Source organism: Bacillus sp. GM2 (genome assembly GCF_056155945.1).
On sequence record NZ_JBRKSZ010000007.1, the window covers coordinates 1,852,315 to 1,871,374 of the forward strand.

Annotated in this window: 20 protein-coding genes and 1 pseudogene; all 21 read right to left on the bottom strand. The window is 48.5% G+C overall.

The annotated features are described in order from the left end of the window. Positions 1-15 precede the first annotated feature (15 nt). Positions 16-1,176 (bottom strand): ADP-forming succinate--CoA ligase subunit beta, encoded by a 1,161-nt coding sequence (gene sucC, locus ACVC9U_RS10390; RefSeq protein WP_075752849.1) that lies wholly within the window; start codon positions 1,174-1,176, stop codon positions 16-18. Positions 1,177-1,351: 175 nt separating this feature from the next. Then, positions 1,352-1,636 (bottom strand): FlhB-like flagellar biosynthesis protein, encoded by a 285-nt coding sequence (locus tag ACVC9U_RS10395; RefSeq protein WP_025811381.1) that lies wholly within the window; start codon positions 1,634-1,636, stop codon positions 1,352-1,354. Beyond that, positions 1,633-3,330, bottom strand: a complete 1,698-nt coding sequence (locus ACVC9U_RS10400) for a hypothetical protein (protein WP_075752851.1) — start codon at positions 3,328-3,330, stop codon at positions 1,633-1,635. The genes ACVC9U_RS10395 and ACVC9U_RS10400 overlap by 4 nt, the downstream gene beginning before the upstream one ends. A gap of 24 nt (positions 3,331-3,354) precedes the next feature. Further along, complete coding sequence (locus tag ACVC9U_RS10405; protein ID WP_075752853.1) at positions 3,355-4,122, bottom strand: ribonuclease HII; 768 nt, start codon at positions 4,120-4,122, stop codon at positions 3,355-3,357. 77 nt (positions 4,123-4,199) lie between these two features. After that, positions 4,200-5,051 carry a ribosome biogenesis GTPase YlqF gene (ylqF, locus tag ACVC9U_RS10410; RefSeq protein WP_020451374.1) on the bottom strand — a complete coding sequence of 284 codons (852 nt, stop codon included), beginning with the start codon at positions 5,049-5,051 and terminating at the stop codon, positions 4,200-4,202. A gap of 114 nt (positions 5,052-5,165) precedes the next feature. Next, positions 5,166-5,513, bottom strand: coding sequence for a 50S ribosomal protein L19 (gene rplS / locus ACVC9U_RS10415; protein WP_003181728.1), 348 nt, complete (start codon positions 5,511-5,513; stop codon positions 5,166-5,168). A 138-nt stretch (positions 5,514-5,651) separates the two neighbouring features. Further along, positions 5,652-6,383 carry a tRNA (guanosine(37)-N1)-methyltransferase TrmD gene (gene trmD / locus ACVC9U_RS10420; protein WP_075752855.1) on the bottom strand — a complete coding sequence of 244 codons (732 nt, stop codon included), beginning with the start codon at positions 6,381-6,383 and terminating at the stop codon, positions 5,652-5,654. Further along, positions 6,380-6,904, bottom strand: coding sequence for a ribosome maturation factor RimM (gene rimM, locus ACVC9U_RS10425; protein WP_075752857.1), 525 nt, complete (start codon positions 6,902-6,904; stop codon positions 6,380-6,382). Before rimM ends, trmD begins: the two co-directional genes overlap by 4 nt. A gap of 4 nt (positions 6,905-6,908) precedes the next feature. After that, the gene (locus ACVC9U_RS10430; protein WP_075752859.1) at positions 6,909-7,295 is read right to left on the bottom strand and encodes a YlqD family protein; all 387 of its coding nucleotides are present in this window, start codon (positions 7,293-7,295) and stop codon (positions 6,909-6,911) included. A 137-nt stretch (positions 7,296-7,432) separates the two neighbouring features. Next, positions 7,433-7,678 (bottom strand): KH domain-containing protein, encoded by a 246-nt coding sequence (locus tag ACVC9U_RS10435; RefSeq protein WP_003181721.1) that lies wholly within the window; start codon positions 7,676-7,678, stop codon positions 7,433-7,435. After that, complete coding sequence (gene rpsP / locus ACVC9U_RS10440; RefSeq protein ID WP_003181719.1) at positions 7,678-7,950, bottom strand: 30S ribosomal protein S16; 273 nt, start codon at positions 7,948-7,950, stop codon at positions 7,678-7,680. Before rpsP ends, ACVC9U_RS10435 begins: the two co-directional genes overlap by 1 nt. A 107-nt stretch (positions 7,951-8,057) precedes the next feature. After that, positions 8,058-9,398 (bottom strand): signal recognition particle protein, encoded by a 1,341-nt coding sequence (gene ffh / locus ACVC9U_RS10445; protein ID WP_061576675.1) that lies wholly within the window; start codon positions 9,396-9,398, stop codon positions 8,058-8,060. A 15-nt stretch (positions 9,399-9,413) separates the two neighbouring features. Beyond that, the gene (locus tag ACVC9U_RS10450) at positions 9,414-9,737 is read right to left on the bottom strand and encodes a putative DNA-binding protein (RefSeq protein WP_003181715.1); all 324 of its coding nucleotides are present in this window, start codon (positions 9,735-9,737) and stop codon (positions 9,414-9,416) included. A gap of 133 nt (positions 9,738-9,870) precedes the next feature. After that, positions 9,871-10,857, bottom strand: coding sequence for a signal recognition particle-docking protein FtsY (gene ftsY, locus ACVC9U_RS10455; RefSeq protein WP_003181713.1), 987 nt, complete (start codon positions 10,855-10,857; stop codon positions 9,871-9,873). A 16-nt stretch (positions 10,858-10,873) separates the two neighbouring features. Next, positions 10,874-14,433 (bottom strand): annotated as a pseudogene (smc, locus tag ACVC9U_RS10460) (chromosome segregation protein SMC). Between the two features lie 99 nt (positions 14,434-14,532). Beyond that, entirely contained in the window at positions 14,533-15,282 is a 750-nt protein-coding gene (gene rnc, locus ACVC9U_RS10465; protein WP_075752863.1) for a ribonuclease III, read from the bottom strand. Between the two features lie 141 nt (positions 15,283-15,423). Further along, the gene (gene acpP, locus ACVC9U_RS10470; RefSeq protein WP_003181706.1) at positions 15,424-15,657 is read right to left on the bottom strand and encodes an acyl carrier protein; all 234 of its coding nucleotides are present in this window, start codon (positions 15,655-15,657) and stop codon (positions 15,424-15,426) included. 76 nt (positions 15,658-15,733) lie between these two features. Further along, positions 15,734-16,477 carry a 3-oxoacyl-[acyl-carrier-protein] reductase gene (fabG, locus tag ACVC9U_RS10475; RefSeq protein WP_023857217.1) on the bottom strand — a complete coding sequence of 248 codons (744 nt, stop codon included), beginning with the start codon at positions 16,475-16,477 and terminating at the stop codon, positions 15,734-15,736. Continuing rightward, positions 16,464-17,423 carry an ACP S-malonyltransferase gene (gene fabD / locus ACVC9U_RS10480; RefSeq protein WP_441390781.1) on the bottom strand — a complete coding sequence of 320 codons (960 nt, stop codon included), beginning with the start codon at positions 17,421-17,423 and terminating at the stop codon, positions 16,464-16,466. The genes fabG and fabD overlap by 14 nt, the downstream gene beginning before the upstream one ends. Before the next feature lie 17 nt (positions 17,424-17,440). After that, entirely contained in the window at positions 17,441-18,433 is a 993-nt protein-coding gene (gene plsX, locus ACVC9U_RS10485; protein ID WP_003181700.1) for a phosphate acyltransferase PlsX, read from the bottom strand. A gap of 17 nt (positions 18,434-18,450) precedes the next feature. Continuing rightward, positions 18,451-19,017, bottom strand: coding sequence for a transcription factor FapR (gene fapR / locus ACVC9U_RS10490; protein WP_020451360.1), 567 nt, complete (start codon positions 19,015-19,017; stop codon positions 18,451-18,453). Positions 19,018-19,060: the final 43 nt, after the last annotated feature.

The window sequence follows — 19,060 nt, forward strand, 5'->3', positions numbered from 1 at the left end:
GGTCCCCTGCCTTTCTTACTTCACTAAGGATACGATTTTCTGCGCGCCGTCAGCCATTGATTCCGCAGACGTAATATTGAGTCCTGAATCATCGAGGATCTTCTTGCCGAGATCGACATTGGTGCCTTCAAGGCGAACGACAAGCGGCAATGTCAGACCGACTTGTTTCGTCGCTTCAACAACGCCTTCTGCAATGACGTCGCATTTCATGATGCCGCCGAAAATATTGACAAAGATCCCTTTGACGTTTTGATCAGACAAAATGATCTTGAACGCTTCCGTTACCTTTTCAGCTGTCGCGCCGCCTCCAACGTCAAGGAAGTTGGCCGGTTCCCCTCCGTAGTGCTTGATAATGTCCATGGTCGACATCGCAAGCCCCGCTCCGTTGACCATGCAGCCGATGTTTCCATCGAGCGAAATATAGCTTAAATCATACTTGGATGCTTCGATTTCCTTCGGATCTTCTTCATCGAGATCTCTGTACTCCAAGATGTCTTTTTGTCTGTATAGCGCATTGCTGTCAAAGTTCAGCTTGGCGTCAAGGGCCATGACTTTTCCGTCCCCTGTGACGACGAGCGGATTGATTTCAGCAATGGAACAGTCTTTTTCAGTAAACGCCTTGTACAGTCCCATCATAAACTTAACGGCTTGGCCGACAAGCTCTTTCGGGATATTGATGGCGAAGGCGATTTTTCTCGCCTGGTAACTCTGCAGTCCGACAGCCGGATCGATCACTTCTTTGACGATTTTTTCCGGCGTTTTTTCAGCGACTTCTTCAATTTCCGTGCCGCCCTCTTCGGATGCCATCAGCACGATGCGTGAAGTCGCCCTGTCAAGAACCAGACCGACATAGTATTCTTTTTTGATATCGCAGCCTTCTTCAATAAGTAAGCGTTTTATTTGTTGGCCGTCGGGACCTGTCTGGTGAGTGACAAGCGTCTTCCCCAACAATTCTTCCGCATAGGCTTTGACTTCTTCTTTTGATTTTGCAATTTTAACCCCGCCAGCTTTACCGCGTCCGCCGGCGTGAATTTGAGCTTTCACGACATAAACCGAGCTGGACAGCGCTTCCGCTGCTTTGACCGCTTCATCTGCTGTAAATGCCACTTTACCTTCCGGAACAGCCACTCCGTATTGTCTGAGTACTTCTTTCCCTTGGTACTCATGGATATTCATTTCCCATCCTCCTAACTTATGTAGCAAAAATAAAAATAGACTGCGCTTTCATTTTATATAATCATAGATCGATTGTCTAGGTTTCGATGAGAAATCGTAAAATCCTTCTAAACATTCACACTTTTATTTTATTAAAAATATAAAATTAATAGAGGAAACGGCTTTTTTTCAAAAGTCATTCCCTCTTTTTCATTTTTTCATCAAGCGTATAGACAAATGAAAAGATCTCGGCGACGATTTCGTAGAGCGCTTCAGGAATGTGATCGTCAAGCTCCAAGTGGCGCATTAATTCGACAAGCGTCGCATCTTCCTGAATCGGAACACCGGCTTTCTGCGCCTCTTCAATGATCTTCTCCGCCGTGTATCCCGATCCTTTGGCAACCACCTTCGGCGCCTTATCCTTCATTTCATCGTAATGAAGCGCAACAGCTCTTCTTAATGGAACAGATTCTTCCTTCATATTTTCACATCCACTGCGCTCTCTGTAATTTGTTCAAAACGGGCGTCCAGAAAAGGAGCAAGCTTCATGTTTTCCCGTTTTTTTGCCGTGACGCCTGACAAGCTGTAGCCCAGTTCTTTCAGGTTTTCCTTTAAAGCGGGGACCAGCGGTGCAAGCAAAGGCTCCAAGTCGAACCCTGTTTCAATTGTAACCGTCATGACGTTTTGCTGGATTAAACAATCGATCACCGTCTCTTCCAAGGCCTCCAACTGAAGGTAAAACATGAGGCGGCACTGGGAAGGGTCGATCTTTCCGTCGTCCTTTTTTTGCCCTTTTAAGAAAACGGTCAAATCCTGGACGCCGTTCTTTGAAAACAAAGGGTACGACAGAAAAAGCTGGCTTTGGGCAGGCTGATCATTCTGCAAAAACAGCTGTCCGTTTAAACGGTGAAAGATTTGGTCCGCTTCCTGTTTTACAGGAGCCGGAAGATCGGAAGCATGCCTCATTTCATTCAGCACGAGCTTTAAAGATTGAAGGCCCTGCTCTTTGAGGACAGCTCCGTTTTCCATCGCTCTCAACAATGAGAGTTCATCTCTGACGCCTAAAAGGTCTTTGATCTTGAGGAGAACGGAAAATACATCGGCTTTATTCGTTAATGCAGGCGCTGTTTCTTTCATGATATGCTGCAATAATTCCGTCTCTTTTGGCGTGAATCCGCCCGGAACGGCCGGAGCTTGTCCCAGAGATCCGCGCGATTCAAGCGCTCTGATGACGCCTGCCGCTTCTTTTACAATATGCGTCCCGTTCGTTTCGGCTTGTGCCGCCAATTTAGCGAACAGGTCTTTAGCTGCCGCGATTTCTGCGATTTGCGGCTTCTGCTGAACAGCTTTTGCTTCTTGTCCTTGGGTGCCGTCGGCGTCAGCTTTTTGCAAAGGATTCCCGACTTCTGACTGAACCTGCGGCTTTAATGGCTGAACGCCCTGCAGTTCTCCTTTTTCGAGTGACCTGACGTGTTCTGCAAGCTTTTGAATCAGCCTTTCGGCATGCACCTCGGTCTCCGCTTGTAAAACAGGCAAAAGCGCCTGCTTCAGCTTTTCCATGCCTGCGGATAGCTGAGCGGCGTTCGTGATCATATCAAACGTTTTCGCAATCTGCTCGTTCAGCGGTACGGGGTTTTTGACGGCCAAAATCGAATCGAGCACGCCGGGATGGACGGGAAGTTCGCGTTTAAGAGCGAACATGACGGCATCGGCGCCTTTTTGGGCGTCAGACTTCGGCAGATTTTCAAGCCACTTGATGGCGGCTCTTAAATCGTTTTCCCTGATCGGCTGCTGCTCCTTCAGCAACGCTCCGACCAGAAAGACAGCTTCCTTCGTCCGCTTCAAAGAAAGCCCGTTCAACAGCTTAAAAGCGGCATCCTGCACTGTCTTCGGGTTTTTGTCAAACGCTTCAACGACCTGAAGGCGGCCTGTCGCTTCATCAGGCTTCTTTTCATACGAAAACCAGTAATGAGCGCCCACTTTCAGGGGTACCTCAAGCTTCCCCTGCCATTTCGTATTGCCGATTTGTATTTCGGCGAACTGCTCGCTGATAAAGCGGAGCACTTTGCCGAGCATCAGTCTTTTCTGATCCGTCTCCGTCCCGCTGATCCGCTGGAGAGGATCAGCTTGTTCAAATTGTTTTCTTAAGCTGTTATGTACATCGTTCAGCATCATCAAAGTCATTCTTCCTCCGGAACGTTATTCATGTGCTTTAACAGGGGCGAACGATCTTCGGTGTATCGGCGACGGGCCGTATTTGGCAAGGGCATGCAGATGCTCTTTTGTTCCGTAGCCTTTATGCTTTTCAAACCCGTAGAGAGGATACTTTTCGGCGTATTCATCCATCAGCCTGTCTCTCGTCACTTTTGCGATGCATGCGCCTGCCGCTATCGATGCGCTTTTGGCATCCCCTTTAATGATCGATGACTGCTCTGTATCGACTGCAAGCGACATGGCGTCGATAAGAAGATAATCCGGAGCGACGTCCAGCGCTTGGACCGCTTTCAGCATCGCCGCTTTCGAGGCTTCATAAATATTCAGCTCATCGATCTCATGGGCGTCCGCGATCCCGACGCCGACTGCTGCGGCTTCTTCCATTATGTATGAATAATAGTCTTCTCTTTTTTGCTTTGACAGTTTTTTCGAATCTGTCAGCCCTAATATTTCACAGTCTTCTTTGAGAATGACAGCGGCGGCAACAACCGGCCCTGCGAGAGGCCCTCTGCCCGCCTCGTCGATTCCGGCGATATATTGATAGCCCCGCGCTCTCAGCGACCGTTCGAAAGACGTCATCACCTGCCACTCTTCCCGCATGGCCGAAAGCCTTTCATTTTTCTTCAGCCAGGCGTCGACAAGCGCTTGGACGCTTTTCCGCCCATCATTTTTGCACTGCTCTATAAAAGGGTCTTTTTCATCACTCACCGATTGAAGATGTTCTTTAATTTCTTTGACGGTTAATGTTTTCACTTTCTCTTCTCCCCTAATGTTCTTATCGGCGCATCTCCTGCAAAAATAAAGGCCCGCTCTTTTAAAAGCGCGCCTTTTTACATATCCTCCGGCTTTTCAAAAGAAAGCGGACCGAACTTTTCGGTGCGGATATCGCGGATGATGACTTCTGTCGTCTTGTCGTAATTAATCTCGCCTCCGGCCATGAGACAGCCGCGTTTTTTTCCGATCTCATCAAAAAGCGCTGCAATCTCTTCTGGAATCTCCTCCAGATCATAGCGCTTTTTTAAGCGCTCAGGGTAATTCTCTTCCAAAAAGCGCAAACCGTAGACGGCGACATCCTGCAAGTTGATAATCGAATCTTTAATTGCGCCTGTTGCCGCAAGCCTCAGCCCGACAAGCTCGTCCTCAAACTTCGGCCATAAAATCCCCGGGGTATCGAGAAGCTCGAGCTCTTTTCCGACCTTCACCCACTGCTGCGCCGTTGTGATCCCGGGTCTGTCGCCCGTTTTGGCAATGTTTTTTTTCGCCAGCCGGTTGATTAAAGTCGATTTGCCGACGTTCGGAATGCCGACGATCAGCGCTCTGATCGCGCGCGGCTTTACACCTTTTGCTTTCATTTTATCAAACTTTTCTTTCAGCAGCTCTTTTGAAGCGGGAAGAATTTGATTGAGCCCCTGCCCGTTGACCGAGTTGATGGCGAGGGAAGGAATTCCGTCTTTTTCAAAGTGCTGCTTCCAAGCCTTTGTCACGGAGGAATCCGCTTTATCCGCTTTGTTGAGCAGCATGATTCTCGGTTTGTTCTTTAAAATCTCTTCAATCATCGGGTTTCTTGAAGACATCGGAATTCTGGCGTCGACCAGTTCGTATACAATGTCGATCAGCTTGAGTTTCTCCGTTACTTCCCGCCTCGCTTTGGCCATATGCCCTGGGAACCATTGGATCACCATTTGTCTGACACCTACTTTCTGTTATTGCTATTCTTTTAATGGTGCGGTGCATATATACTTGTTTGACAAAAAAAGAGCTTGTTATGGTTAACAAGCTCTTTTCGTTCGTTATCATTATCGTCTGATTTCTTTAATACGAGCCGCTTTTCCACGAAGTTCGCGCAAGTAATAAAGTTTCGCACGGCGTACTTTACCATGACGGACAACTTCGATTTTCGCGATTTTCGGTGTGTGCAATGGGAATGTACGCTCAACTCCGACACCGTAAGAAATCTTACGAACTGTGAAAGTTTCGCTGATTCCGCCACCACGACGCTTAATCACGACACCTTCAAAAACCTGGATACGCTCACGGTTACCCTCGACAACTTTAACGTGTACACGTAAAGTATCACCAGGACGGAACGCAGGCAAATCAGTGCGCAATTGTTCTTTTGTGATTTCTTCAATCAATTTTTGCATCGTCTTCAACTCCTTCCAACAGATGCTCTTGCGCGAGTTAACCGGCACAGCGGAACATCGTTTTCAAACTTAAACGAGCGTTCCCGTTCAAGTCACAAGTAGTATCATACCACACCTTTTTCCCGGGTGCAATAGAATCTACCGGTTTTTCCATTCAGAAATCCATTTTCGTTCTTCTTCAGATAAAGGATAGTTTTCCAGAAGGTCGGGCCGCCTTAAAAAAGTGCGCCTGAGAGACTCCTTCCGCCGCCATTCTTTGATTTTCGCATGGTTCCCGCTTGTCAGAACGTCCGGCACCTTCAGGCCTTTGTAATCTGCCGGCCGCGTGTAATGGGGGTGTTCAAGAAGCCCCGTGCTGAAAGAGTCTTCAAGATGCGATTCTTCCTTGCCGAGCACGCCCGGCAAAAGCCGCACAACGCTGTCTGCGATCATCATCGCCGGCAGCTCTCCCCCTGTCAAAACGAAATCTCCGATCGAAATCTCGTCTGTAGACAGGTGCTCTCTGATCCGCTCATCATACCCTTCATAATGCCCGCAAATGAACATTAAATGCTCTTCCTGCGCCAGTTCTTCCGCCTTCTGTTGGGTATAGCGTTCCCCTTGGGGGCAGACGAGGATGATTCTTGGAGACCCTTCGGCTTCAGCCGTCAGCTTTTCGACCGCATCAAAGACAGGCTGCGGTTTCAGCACCATTCCTGCTCCCCCGCCGTATGGATAATCATCAACGGTTTGATGCTTGTTGTCGGAAAAGGCCCGAAAGTTCACCACGCGAAAGCGGACAGCGTCCTTATCCTGGGCTTTTTGCAGAATCGACGAGCCGAGCACGCCTTCAAACATTTCCGGAAAAAGCGTTAAAAAATCGATTTTCATTCGTCAAGTAACCCTTCCATGATATGAATCTTGATCGTTTGATCCGCCACATTAATCTCTTTGACAACGGCGTCGATATAAGGGATGAGCGCGTCTTTCTTTCCCGGTCTGGCCACGACCCAGACATCGTTGGCGCCCGGCGTTAAAATTTCTTTCACCTTGCCGATTAAATCCCCGTCTTCCGAGAAAACATCGCAGCCGATGATTTCGTGAAAGTAGTATTCGTCTTCCGCCAACTGGCTTAATTGGTCTTCGGGAACTTTAATCAAGGCATTCTTGAATTTTTCGGCTTCGGTGAGCGTTTCAACCTCTTTAAACTGCAAAAGGTGGAACTGTTTATGAAGCCTGTGGGCGCTGACGGTCACCTGGACAGGCTCGTCTGTTCCTTCACGAAACAAGTAGAGCGCGTTTCCGGGCTTGTACCGTTCCTCAGGAAAGTCGGTTCTTGAAATGACGCGGACTTCGCCTTTTACCCCATGAGTATTAACAATTTTCCCTACATTAAACCATTGTTTCAGCATTTCTTCACCTCGGACGAATTTCAATGACGATCCCGTCTTTAATCACGATTGTTTTTCCCGTCGTCATATCATGCCAATTATCCCCGACTTCAATGTTCATTAAAGCGTCGATTTCTTTTTCCTTTACTTCGCTGCCAAGCGGCAGTGTGTGGATTTGATTGATTTGAAAAACGATCATTTTAATCTTGTCCTGGCGTTTTTCAATTTCTTTTTTAAATGATTCAGTCGCTGCCGGATTGTGGTGTTCCTTTTCGTGTTTCCTGAGCTGAAAATAGAGCTGGTTGCATTCGCGCTCAAGGATTTCCTTTCGTTCTTCAAAAGAAGCCAGCAGCTTTTTTTTGCTGTTTTCAGTCAAAACCTGCATAACGGTAACACGTTGGATAATTTGCATGGCATCATCACCTACTGTCCCGTGATTTTTCCTTTCCCTGAAATCCGGCAGCCTGGCATAAGCTGACGATCGGAATCGTTCATCTGTTTCTATTTTTCTTACATGTTAAAAAAGGGGGAGGTTTTCACCCTCTCCCCTTAGTCTGCGATCTCAAGTTGAACTTTCTTAGAAGACTGTGCGCCTGCCGCAAATACGACAGAGCGTATCGCTCTTGCAGTGCGCCCTTTTTTGCCGATGATCTTGCCGGTATCCTCTCTGTTGACAGACAGGCGGAACATAATCCGCTCTGGATTTTCCTCTTTGAAAACCTGAACATCATCCGGGTGATCCACAAGCGGCTTGACCAGTGATACAATCAGCTCTTCCAAGTGCAGATCACTCATTATTTGCTTTGTTTAGCGTTGTGGAATTTTTCCATAATGCCTTCTTTTGAGAACAGGTTGCGAACCGTGTCAGACGGTTTAGCTCCTGTTTGAAGCCATTTAAGCGCAAGCTCTTCGTCGATTTTGACTTCCGCTGGTTTTGCAAGCGGGTTGTAAGTTCCGACTGTTTCGATGAAGCGGCCGTCACGCGGTGAACGAGAATCTGCTACAACAATACGATAGAAAGGAGATTTTTTAGCTCCCATACGTTTTAAACGAATTTTTACTGCCATTTTACTAGCACCTCCGAAAATATTTCAACAAGATAGTATATTAACAATGATAAAAGTGTTTGTAAAGTGTTTTTTCTTAACAACGTTTTTATCATCTGAAAACAGGTTTACATGAAGGGCAGTTTAAACCCTTTTTTCTTGCCTTTTGTCATGTTTGTCATCTGTTTCATCATTTTTTTCATTTCTTCAAATTGCTTTAAAAGACGGTTGACTTCCTGGACCGATGTCCCGCTTCCTTTAGCAATCCGTTTGCGCCTGCTTGCATTGATGATCTCAGGCTGCTCTTTTTCCTTCCCGGTCATCGACTTGATGATCGCTTCGATATGGCTGAGCTGTTTTTCATCAACCTTCACGTTTTTTAAGCCTTTCATTTTGCCTGCGCCGGGCATCATTTGAATCAGGTCTTCAAGCGGCCCCATATTGCGGACCTGTCCGAGCTGTTCCAAAAAGTCGTCGAGCGTAAAGCTCATATTTTTCATTTTTTGCTCGAGTTCCTTCGCCTTTTCTTCGTCTACGTTGGCCTGGGCTTTCTCGATAAGGGTGAGCACATCGCCCATTCCGAGTATCCGCGAAGCCATCCGTTCAGGATGAAACGGCTCCAGCGCATCAAGCTTTTCGCCCATTCCGGCGAATTTGATCGGCGTGTTTGTCACGGCGCGGATTGACAAGGCCGCTCCGCCTCTAGTATCGCCGTCAAGCTTCGTCAAGACGACACCTGTCACACCGAGCTGTTCGTTAAAGCTTTTGGCAACATTGACCGCGTCTTGACCCGTCATGGAGTCAACGACAAGGAAAATCTCTTCCGGCTGAGCGGTTTCTTTTACCTGCTCAAGCTCATCCATCAGCTCTTCATCAATATGAAGGCGTCCCGCCGTATCGATGAGAACGTAGTCGTGATGATCTTCTTTCGCCTTTTCGATGGCCTGCTTGGCAATCTCCACCGGACTGACCTTGTCACCCAGTGAAAATACCGGCATATCGAGCTGCTTGCCGAGCGTTTCCAGCTGTTTGATCGCCGCCGGGCGGTAGATGTCTGCTGCCACGAGCAGCGGATTGCGGTTATGTTTTTTGCGAAGCAGGTTGGCAAGCTTTCCAGTCGACGTCGTTTTACCGGCCCCTTGCAGACCGACCATCATGATGACGGTCGGCGGACGCTTTGCAGCGGCAATCTTGCTTTCCTCGCCGCCCATCAGCTCCGTCAGCTCTTCTTTTACCACTTTAATGACCTGCTGTCCGGGCGTCAGGCTTTTCATAACGTCTTGTCCGACAGCTCGTTCGCTTACCTTTTTCACAAAATCTTTCACGACTTTAAAATTGACGTCCGCTTCAAGGAGCGCTAAACGGACTTCGCGCATCATCTCTTTGACGTCTTGCTCCGTTACTTTTCCTTTTCCGCGGATTTTTGAGATCGTTTGCTGCAGTCGGTCGGCTAATCCTTCGAATGCCATATTAAGTGCCGCCTCCTAATCTAATTTCTCAAGCGCATCAATCAGGGACTCCGCCTCAGGCTGACCGTCAGTCAGCTTTCTCAGCGCTTCAAAAATCTTTTTGCGCTCTTGAAATTTTTTAAACAAAAGTAGCTTTTCTTCATATTGCTCAAGCATGGCTTCGGTCCGTTTGATATTGTCATAGACCGCCTGCCTTGAGACATGATATTCTTCAGCTATTTCGCCAAGGGAGAAATCGTCTAAGTAGTAAAGCGACATGTAGCTTTTTTGTTTTGATGTCAACAACGACTGATAGAAATCGAATAAGTAATTCATTCTCGTTGTTTTTTCAAGCGTCATGAGACTCTCCCCTTTGTTAAGTCAAATCCCTTTACGATACACTAGTTTACGCTGAAATATTTGATCTGTCAAGTTTTTATCTTGTCATACCGGACGGCAAAAAAGAAAACCCCCGCAAAGGGGTTTTCCACGCCTACTCTTCTTTCTCGATCAGATCGGAAAACAGGCCGTATACATATGACTCTGCTTCAAACGGCTGCAGGTCATCCATTTTTTCCCCCAGCCCGACAAACTTGACCGGAATCTGCAGCTCATGGCGGATGGCGAGGACGATGCCGCCTTTTGCCGTTCCGTCGAGCTTCGTCAGCACGATGCCTGAGACATCAGTCGCTTTGGAAAATTCGCGCGCCTGTGTCATTGCGTTCTGCCCTGTCGTCGCATCCAGTACGAGCAGCACTTCATGAGGCGCATCAGGCACTTCGCGCTGAATCACGCGCTTTACCTTTTCTAGCTCTTTCATTAAGTTCACTTTATTTTGCAGGCGTCCTGCCGTGTCGCAAAGCAGGACATCGGCGCCGCGCGCTTTCGCGGCTTGAACGGCGTCATAGATAACAGCCGCAGGATCCGAGCCTTCCGCCTGTTTGACGACATGCGCGCCGACGCGCTCTCCCCACACTTCAAGCTGGTCGATCGCGCCGGCCCTGAATGTATCTCCGGCAGCAAGAACGACATTTTTGCCTTCTTTAATGAATTGATGGGCAAGCTTGCCGATCGTCGTCGTTTTGCCGACGCCGTTGACGCCGACGAATAAAATGATGTTTAGGCGGCCGTCTTCGACGCGGAGCTCTGATGCTTCCTGCTCCCCGCCTTCATAGATTTCAACGAGCTTTTCAGAAATGACGGACTGCACCTCTTTCGGGTCCTGAATATTTCTTCGCTTGACCTCGCTCTTCAGCTCGTCAATCAGCTCCATAACAGTCGCAACGCCGACATCAGCGCCGATCAGAACCTCTTCAAGCTCTTCAAAAAAATCCTCGTCCACTTTCCGGTAGCGGGAGACAAGCTCATTGACCCGCTCCTGAAACGTATTTCTCGTTTTCGCCAGGCCTTCTTTAAATTTGCCTGAGACCGAATCGGTCTGCTGTGTGATTTTTTCTTTCAGTTTTTTAAAAAAGCTCATGTCCTGTAACCTCGCTTTATTGAACTAATTCTTTTGTTTCTTCAAGCTTGACTGAGACCAGCTTGGAAACGCCTGATTCCTGCATCGTCACGCCGTAAAGAACATCGGCTTCTTCCATTGTTCCTTTCCGGTGGGTGATGACGATGAACTGGGTTTCATGGCTGTATTTTTTCAAGTATTGGGCAAAGCGGAACACGTTCGCTTCATCAAGGGCCGCCTCGACTTCATCCAGCACGCAGAACGGAACCGGTCTGACTTTGAGGATCGAAAACAGGAGCGCGATCGCCGTCAAGGCCCGTTCCCCGCCGGAAAGCAGGCTCAGGTTCTGCAGCTTTTTGCCCGGAGGCTGGGCGATAATATCGACGCCCGATTGGAGCAGGTCATTCGGATCTGTCAGCTTGAGCTCGGCTCTTCCGCCGCCGAACAGCGCCCGGAAGACGTCTTCAAAATGGGAGCTGATCTGCGCAAATGTTTCCGCAAAACGCTTCGTCATTTCCTCATCCATTTCCTCGATGACCTTAAAGAGCGTATTTTTCGCTTCGAGCAGGTCGTCTTTCTGCTCTGAAAGGAAGAGGTAGCGTTCATTGACCCTTTCGAATTCCTCAATGCTGCCAAGGTTCACCGTTCCCAGCTCTTCGATCGCAAGCTTGATCAGCTTGACGCGCTTCCTCGCTTCTTCAGGGGAAAGCTCCAAAGGATATTTTTCCCTTGCCCCTTCAAATGAAAGGCTGTACTCTTCCCGCAGGAAAGAGAGCAGGTTGTCGAGCTCGACTTCCATGCGGCCGAGCTTGACTTCTTCATCTTTTAAGAGACCGGCCATCTGCTTATACTGGCGCTTCATTTCTTTCAGTTCGAGCTCTTCGGTTTCAAGGCCTTTTTGCAGCTTCATCCGCTGTTCTCTTCTTGAGGCGATGAGCTCTGCGGTTTTATTTTTATCGTTCAGCTTCTTTTTCGCAGCTTCTTCAAGTTTTTCCTCACCGGAAGAATTGGAGGACATCTCTGTCGTTAAGAAAGAAAGATCCTCTTCGGCCACCTTGAGCGCTTCCGCATTCTCGGCATACTCTTCTTCAAGCCTTGCGAGCTTTTCCCGTTCGTTTGCACACGACTGTTCGGTTTTCGCCAGCACCACTTTCAAATCGGTCAGCTCGCTTTGCAACGCTTCTTTCGTCGAGGTCTGCGTCTGTTTCCGCTCCGTCATGGCTTCGATTTCGGAATCAAGGCGCTGCAGCTCGCCGGCGATCGATGCGAGCTTTTCTTCAAGCTCTTCTTTACGCCGCTTCTTGTCTTCGTCCCCTTCAAGCAGAGCCGATTTTTCCTGGTCATAGAGCTCCAAATGGCTGTTGACGTTTTTCTCGGCGATTTCGAGTTCGTACAGACGGCCTTTGATTTCCTGCTGCTCGGATCTTAGGCGTTCTCCGTCCTCCCGAAGTGACTGTAGCTTGGCATCAAGCTCCTGAATGGTCTGCTTCAGGGCTTTCACTTCTTTTTCGAGCAATTCGGTTTTTTCTTCCATCTCGGCGAGGCGTTTTGTCTGGGCTTCCAGTTCCCTGTTTCGTCCCAGAAGCGAGCTGCTTTTTTTCTTGACAGCTCCTCCCGTCATGGAACCGCCCGGATTGACGACATCCCCTTCAAGGGTGACGATCCGGTATCTGTGGCCGAGCCGCTTGGCAAGGTCGTTGGCGCCCTTTAAATGCTCGGTGATCAGCACGGTGCCGAGCAGATTTTGCACGACGCTCCGGTAGGCCGGATCAAATGAAACAAGCTCGCTGGCGATGCCGATGAACGACGGGTTTTCTTTCGCCGTCTCGATGTCTCGCGGCTGGATGCGGCGCTCTTTGATGACGGACAGCGGGAGGAAGGTCGCCCTTCCGAACGAATGCTTTTTCAAATATTGAATCGCCCGTCTGGCGGCGTCTTCATCGTCTGTGACAACATGTTGGGCCGTTGCGCCGAGCGCGATTTCGATCGCTGTTTCATACCGCTCGTCCGTCTTTAACAGCTCTGCAATCGCGCCGCGAATTCCCGGAAGCTCGCTCTTGGCCTTTAATACTTCTTTGACGCCTTGATAAAACCCCGAAAAGTCCTCCTGCATCGCTTCAAGCATTTCCTTTTTAGAGCGCGCCTGCTGAACGTATTGATAAGCCTGGTAAAGGGCGGATTCCTTTTTTTCGTACTGGCTTTTTTTCTGTTCATAGCTTTTTTGCGCGTCCCTGAATGCTTGAATCTGGCTGTGAAGACGCTCGTCCACGAGGCTGAATTCGTGTTCGGTTTTCATCTTTTGGTCGGCGATTTCCTTCCGCTCGCTTAAATATTTTTCATTGTTTTGTGCGAGCCGTTTCTGCTGTGCCGCAGATTGGGTCATTTGGTCTTCAAGAAATTGAAGCTCGTTGCGGACGGAAGCCTGTTCGTTCAACAGCTCGAAATAATCGCTTTTCAGCTGTTCGATTTCTTCCTCTACATTTTCGCTGTATCCGGATAAAGCCTGATTTTTTTCTTTCACCTGTCGGGCAAGCTCTTTTGCTTCAGTCTCGAGCTTTTCAAACACAAGCTTCTGCGCGGCGATTTTCTCTTTCAGGGTTCGCTCTTTTTCACTGCGCTGGACGATCGCTTCTTCAAGCTGAGCTCTGTTTTGCGTGGCGTTTTTTTTGCGTTCCTTCAGCACTTCTTTCCGGCCTTCAAGCTTCTCCAGTTCCTCGCTTGTCAAAAGCAGCACTTGCTGAAGCTCATCGACCGATTCGTCGAGCGCTTGAATTTTGTCTCTTGCCTCTTCGATTTTGGCTTCTTTTGCCTGGATGGCCGCTGAAGAGGACATTTCTTCGTCTTTCGCCTTTTCGACTTTTTGCTGAAGGGCTTCCCATTTTCCGTGAAGCTCTTCGATGTCATACGCCGTTAACGCGATTTCGATTTTTTCAAGCTCATCCTTCTTTTCAAGGTAGTCTTTGGCGATCGATGCCTGCACTTTCAGCGGCTCCACCTGTCCCTCGAGCTCGTGGAGGATGTCTTCGACCCGGTTCAAATTGTCCTGTGTCTCAAACAGCTTGTTTTCGGCTTTTTTCTTTCTCGTTTTGTATTTTAATACGCCGGCCGCTTCTTCGAAGATGCTTCTCCGCTCTTCAGCCTTGCTGCTTAAAATCTCTTCGACTTTGCCTTGGCTGATGATGGAAAACGCTTCTTTTCCAAGCCCTGAATCCATAAAAAGATCGATGATATCTTTCAGGCGGCACGGCTGGTTGTTGATGAGAAATTCGCTTTCCCCGATCTGTAGACTCTTCTCGTCACACTGACTTCGTGAAAATCGATCGGCAAAAAGCGGTCATCGTTGTCAAGCGTCAGCGTCACTTCGGCAAGGTTCAGCTTTTTCCGCGAGTCGCTGCCGGCAAAAATGATATCTTCCATCTTGCCACCCCTGAGCGATTTGGCGGACTGTTCACCGAGCACCCAGCGGATCGCGTCGGTGATGTTGCTTTTTCCGCTGCCGTTCGGGCCGACGACGGCTGTCACGCCTTTTACAAAATCTACAGAAATTCGTTCTGCAAACGATTTAAATCCTATCACGTCTAAACGTTTGAGGAACATGGTGATCCTCCTTATGTATTAAAGTATTACAATTCTATCATAACCCTATGGAAAAGGCTCAAAATACATTGAAATCCCCCTGGTTTTTGCAAGGGGGATTTATTGTTTCATATGGTGTTTTTGCAGCTTCGCGAGCGCTTCTTGAGCGGCATGCTGTTCAGCTTCTTTTTTGGAACGGCCGCTTCCCACCCCAAGTACTTCTCCTTTTAGCGATACATTTGCTTCAAATTCGCGGTTGTGCGCCGGTCCTTTTTCCTGAAGGATTTTATACTCCAGTATGCCTCGCCCGTCGCGCTGTACAAATTCCTGCAGCTGGCTTTTAAAATCCATCACATGAGAAAAAGCACCATCGTCGATTTTAGGGAAAACGTACGCTTTCAGAAAGGCCACGACAGCTTCGAGCCCCTGATCCAGATAGAGCGCACCGATAAAAGCTTCAAACACATCGGCTAAAAGCGCCGGACGCTTTCTTCCTCCAGTCATTTCCTCTCCTTTTCCCAATAGAACTAGCTCTCCGAAAGAAAGCTCGTGGGCCAGGGAAACCAAAGAAGGCTCACATACGATCGCCGCTCTCAATTTCGTCAAATCACCCTCGCTCATCGCCGGGTATTTGGCGTATAAAAATTGAGAAATCGTCAGTTCCAAAACGGCGTCTCCTAAAAATTCAAGCCTCTCATTATCTTCATATGGCTTCTTTCGATGCTCATTCACATAAGATGAATGTGTAAATGCTTGATATAAAAGCTTCTCGTTTTGAAATTGAACCGAAATCCGCTCCTGAAACTTTTTAAACTGCTCCGCTTTCTTTTGAAACATTTTTTTGTCTCTGAAATGTGAATGTTTTGACATAGCAACCTCCATATGGGCACATCAAGTTCACCTCACCTCCTATGAAAAGGCAGGTTCGTGTATCATTGGGCAAAACATTAAAATTAAAGCCGCATTTATAAAGGGATAAAGCCCCGTCTTTAAACGGGACTTTAAAAGAGCTTACTGCTTACTATTTATGTAGTTCACAGCGTCACCGACTGTTGCAATCTTTTCAGCATCTTCGTCAGAAATCTCCATATCAAACTCGTCTTCAAGTTCCATGACAAGCTCAACTACATCAAGGGAATCAGCGCCTAAATCCTCTTTAAAAGAAGCTTCAAGAGTGACGTCGGCTTCATCCACGCCGAGGCGGTCTACGATGATTTTTGTTACACGCTCTAATGCGTCTGCCATAGCTATTCACCTCCCCTCAAGTATTATAGTTGATTCGTTTTTAAAAAACCAGAGATAATTCAATTTTTGATTTCGTTTAAACCATAGCCATTCCGCCGTTGATGTTCAGCGTCTGGCCGGTCATGTAGCTCGCATGGTCAGATGCGAGGAAAACAACGGCGCTGCTGATGTCAGACGGATCGCCGAACCGTGCAAGCGGAATCTGCTTCAGCATTTCGTCTTGAATGTCTTTTGTCAGCTTGTCCGTCATTTCCGTCGAAATAAACCCCGGAGCGATTGCATTAACGGTGATGTTTCTAGACGCAAGCTCTTTCGCCAGCGTTTTCGTCAAGCCGATCACGCCTGATTTAGCCGCGACATAGTTGGCCTGTCCGGCGTTACCGACGACGCCTACAACCGAGGTGATGTTGATGATCCGGCCGCTTCTTTGTTTCATCATCTGTCTTGTCACGGCTTTTGAACAATTGAACACACCTTTTAAGTTTATGTTAATGACGTCGTCCCATTCATCTTCTTTCATTCTCATGAACAGATTGTCTTTTGTAATGCCCGCATTGTTGACAAGGATGTCAAGCGTGCCGAAGCGTCCGACCGCTTCCTTCATCATCGCCTGAACCTCATCCGCATTTGAAACGTCCGCTTTAAAAGCAAACGCATCGCGGCCGAGCGCTTTGATTTCGTCTACGACTTCGTTCGCTTTCGCTTCATTTCCCGCGTAGTTGACGACGACATTCGCTCCGTTTTTCGCCAGGTCCAGGGCGATCGCGCGGCCGATCCCTCTTGAGGCTCCTGTAACAACGGCTGTTTTATTTTCCAGCATTTTCGTTTTCCTCCTTCAACGTTTGAACGGCAAGTTCAATTGTGTTCGGGTCTGACACAGCAATCGTTTTGACTCTGCGGTTCACTTTCTTCACAAGCCCTGACAAAACCTTACCGGGACCGATTTCGATGAACGTCGTCACGCCTTCGTCAATCAGGCGGCTGATTGTTTCTTCAAATCGCACAGGGGAATACAGCTGTTCAATCAGTTTATTCTTAATGTCGTCTTTATCCGTTACAAAGTCGGCTGTTACGTTGGAGACGACCGGAATGGCTGCATCTTTGATCTTGCACGCATCAAGAACTTCACGAAGCTTATCAGCTGCCGGCTTCATCAGTTCGGAATGGAACGGCCCGCTGACTTCAAGAGGGATCGCGCGTTTTGCGCCCTTTTCTTTGGCAAGCTCTGAAGCGAGCTCGACGCCTTTAGCTGTACCCGAGATGACGATCTGCCCGGGGCAGTTCAAATTGGCGAGCTGAACAAGGTTTCCTTCTTCAGAAATTTTGTCCGTCACTTCTTTCAGCGCCTGGCTGTCCATGCCGAGAATGGCCGCCATCGCGCCTTCTCCTGCCGGCACGGCTTCATTCATGAATTCGCCGCGCTTTCTGACGGCATAAACCGCGGCTTTAAACGACAAGGCGCCGGCAGCTACCAATGCGCTGTACTCGCCGAGGCTGTGCCCTGCCGCATAGTCGGCTTTAATGCCGTATTCCTTCAGTTTTTGAAGCGCTGCTGTGCTCGCCGTTAAAAGGCTTGGCTGCGCGTTGTATGTAAGCGTCAGTTCCTTTGCATCCCCTTCAAACATGAGGCTGCTCAGTTTTGTTTCAAGCGTTTGATCCGCTTCTTCAAAAATCTTCTTTGCGTTCGGTTCTTTTTTATACAATTCGTGTCCCATGCCGATATGCTGCGAACCTTGGCCCGGGAATAGAAAAGCAATCTTGCCCATATGTTAAAACCTCCAGACTATTCATCTGCTTTTTGTTGAATTTTTTCTTCGATAAATGCCGCGACATTTTGGCTGACCATCTCTCTGGCCTGGCGGATCGCGTGATAAACGGCGCGTCCGTCAGATGATCCGTGCGCTTTGATGACGGGCGCCTTTAAGCCGAACAATCCGGCTCCGCCGTATTCAGAGTAATCCATTTTCGTTTTCATTTCTTTCAGCTTCGGCTTCAGCGCAGAGGCGGCGAGCTTCGCCGTGAAGCTCGAAGTCAGCGTCGTTCTGAGCATTTTAAAAATGGACAGCGCCGCACCCTCGACCGTTTTCAAGGCAACGTTACCGGTAAAGCCGTCTGTCACGATGACATCAGCGACTCCGTCCAGCATGTCGCGCGCTTCCACATTGCCGATGAAGTTCAAATCGGTTTCCTTTAATTTTTGAAAGGTCTGCTTGGCAAGCTCATTTCCTTTTTTGTCTTCAGTTCCGACGTTTAAAAGTCCGATGCGCGGATTTTTGACGCCCAGCACCTGTTCTCCGTAAACAGATCCCATAATGGCGTATTGAACGAGATGTTCAGGCTTGGCGTCCACATTCGCTCCGACATCAAGAAGGAGAAAGCCGTCTCCGGAGACAGTCGGCAATGTCGGCGCCAACGCAGGCCTTTCAATCCCTTCAATCCGGCCGACGATAAAGAGCCCGGCCGTCATAAGCGCTCCGGTGTTTCCGGCGGAAATGCAGGCATCCGCCCTGCCTTCTGCGACTTCCCCGGCCATCAGAACCATCGATGAATTCTTCTTTCTTCTGACGGCTCTGACAGGTTCGTCTGTCGCCTCGATGACTTCTTCCGCGTGCTTGACAGTGATCCGCCCGTGCTCCGTTAAATGGGCGGCAATTTTTTCCCGGTCGCCGATCAGCGTAATCTCGAGGTCTTCAAAATCTTCGACCGCTTTCATCACGCCTTCAATAACCGCTTTGGGAGCATTGTCTCCTCCCATGGCATCTACAGCAATTTTCATGACTTACGCGCCACCTTCTATGATTGTTTTGAACGATACATGACAAATTCGCCTGAAAACACAGGCTCTTCGGCAACATAGCTGTTCACTTCAACAACCGTTCTGCCTTTATCTTTATCAAGCTTTACGACTTTCGCTTTTGCAACGACCCGTTCGCCTTGCTTGACCTGCCTGGTAAAGCGGATGTCCGCTTTGGCCGTCAATGCGAGCTCATCGTCGATGAGGGCAACGGCGAGCGAGTTGGCCTGGGCAAACAAATGGTGTCCCCTGGCGATTTGATTTCGGCTGAAAACGTGCTCCGTTCTGATCTCCAGAATGGAAATCGCGTGCTCATCCAGCTCCAAATCAATGATCTCGCCAATGACCTCGTCGAGCGGGAGAGACTTGACTTCATCTTCAAGAGATTTCTCGGCAACACTTTTGATTCTTTCTCTCAGTTCAGGTATGGAAAGTTCCAAACGGTCCAAGCGAATCGTCTGAATGCTGACGTTAAATTTCTCCGCTAACTCCTCGTCCGTAATAAACGGGGTCGTACGAATCGTCTGCTGCAGCAATTCTTGGCGTTCTCTCTTACTTTTTCTCATGTTTTTAAACACCATCCGCGCAATTATGACTAGGTACTAATAG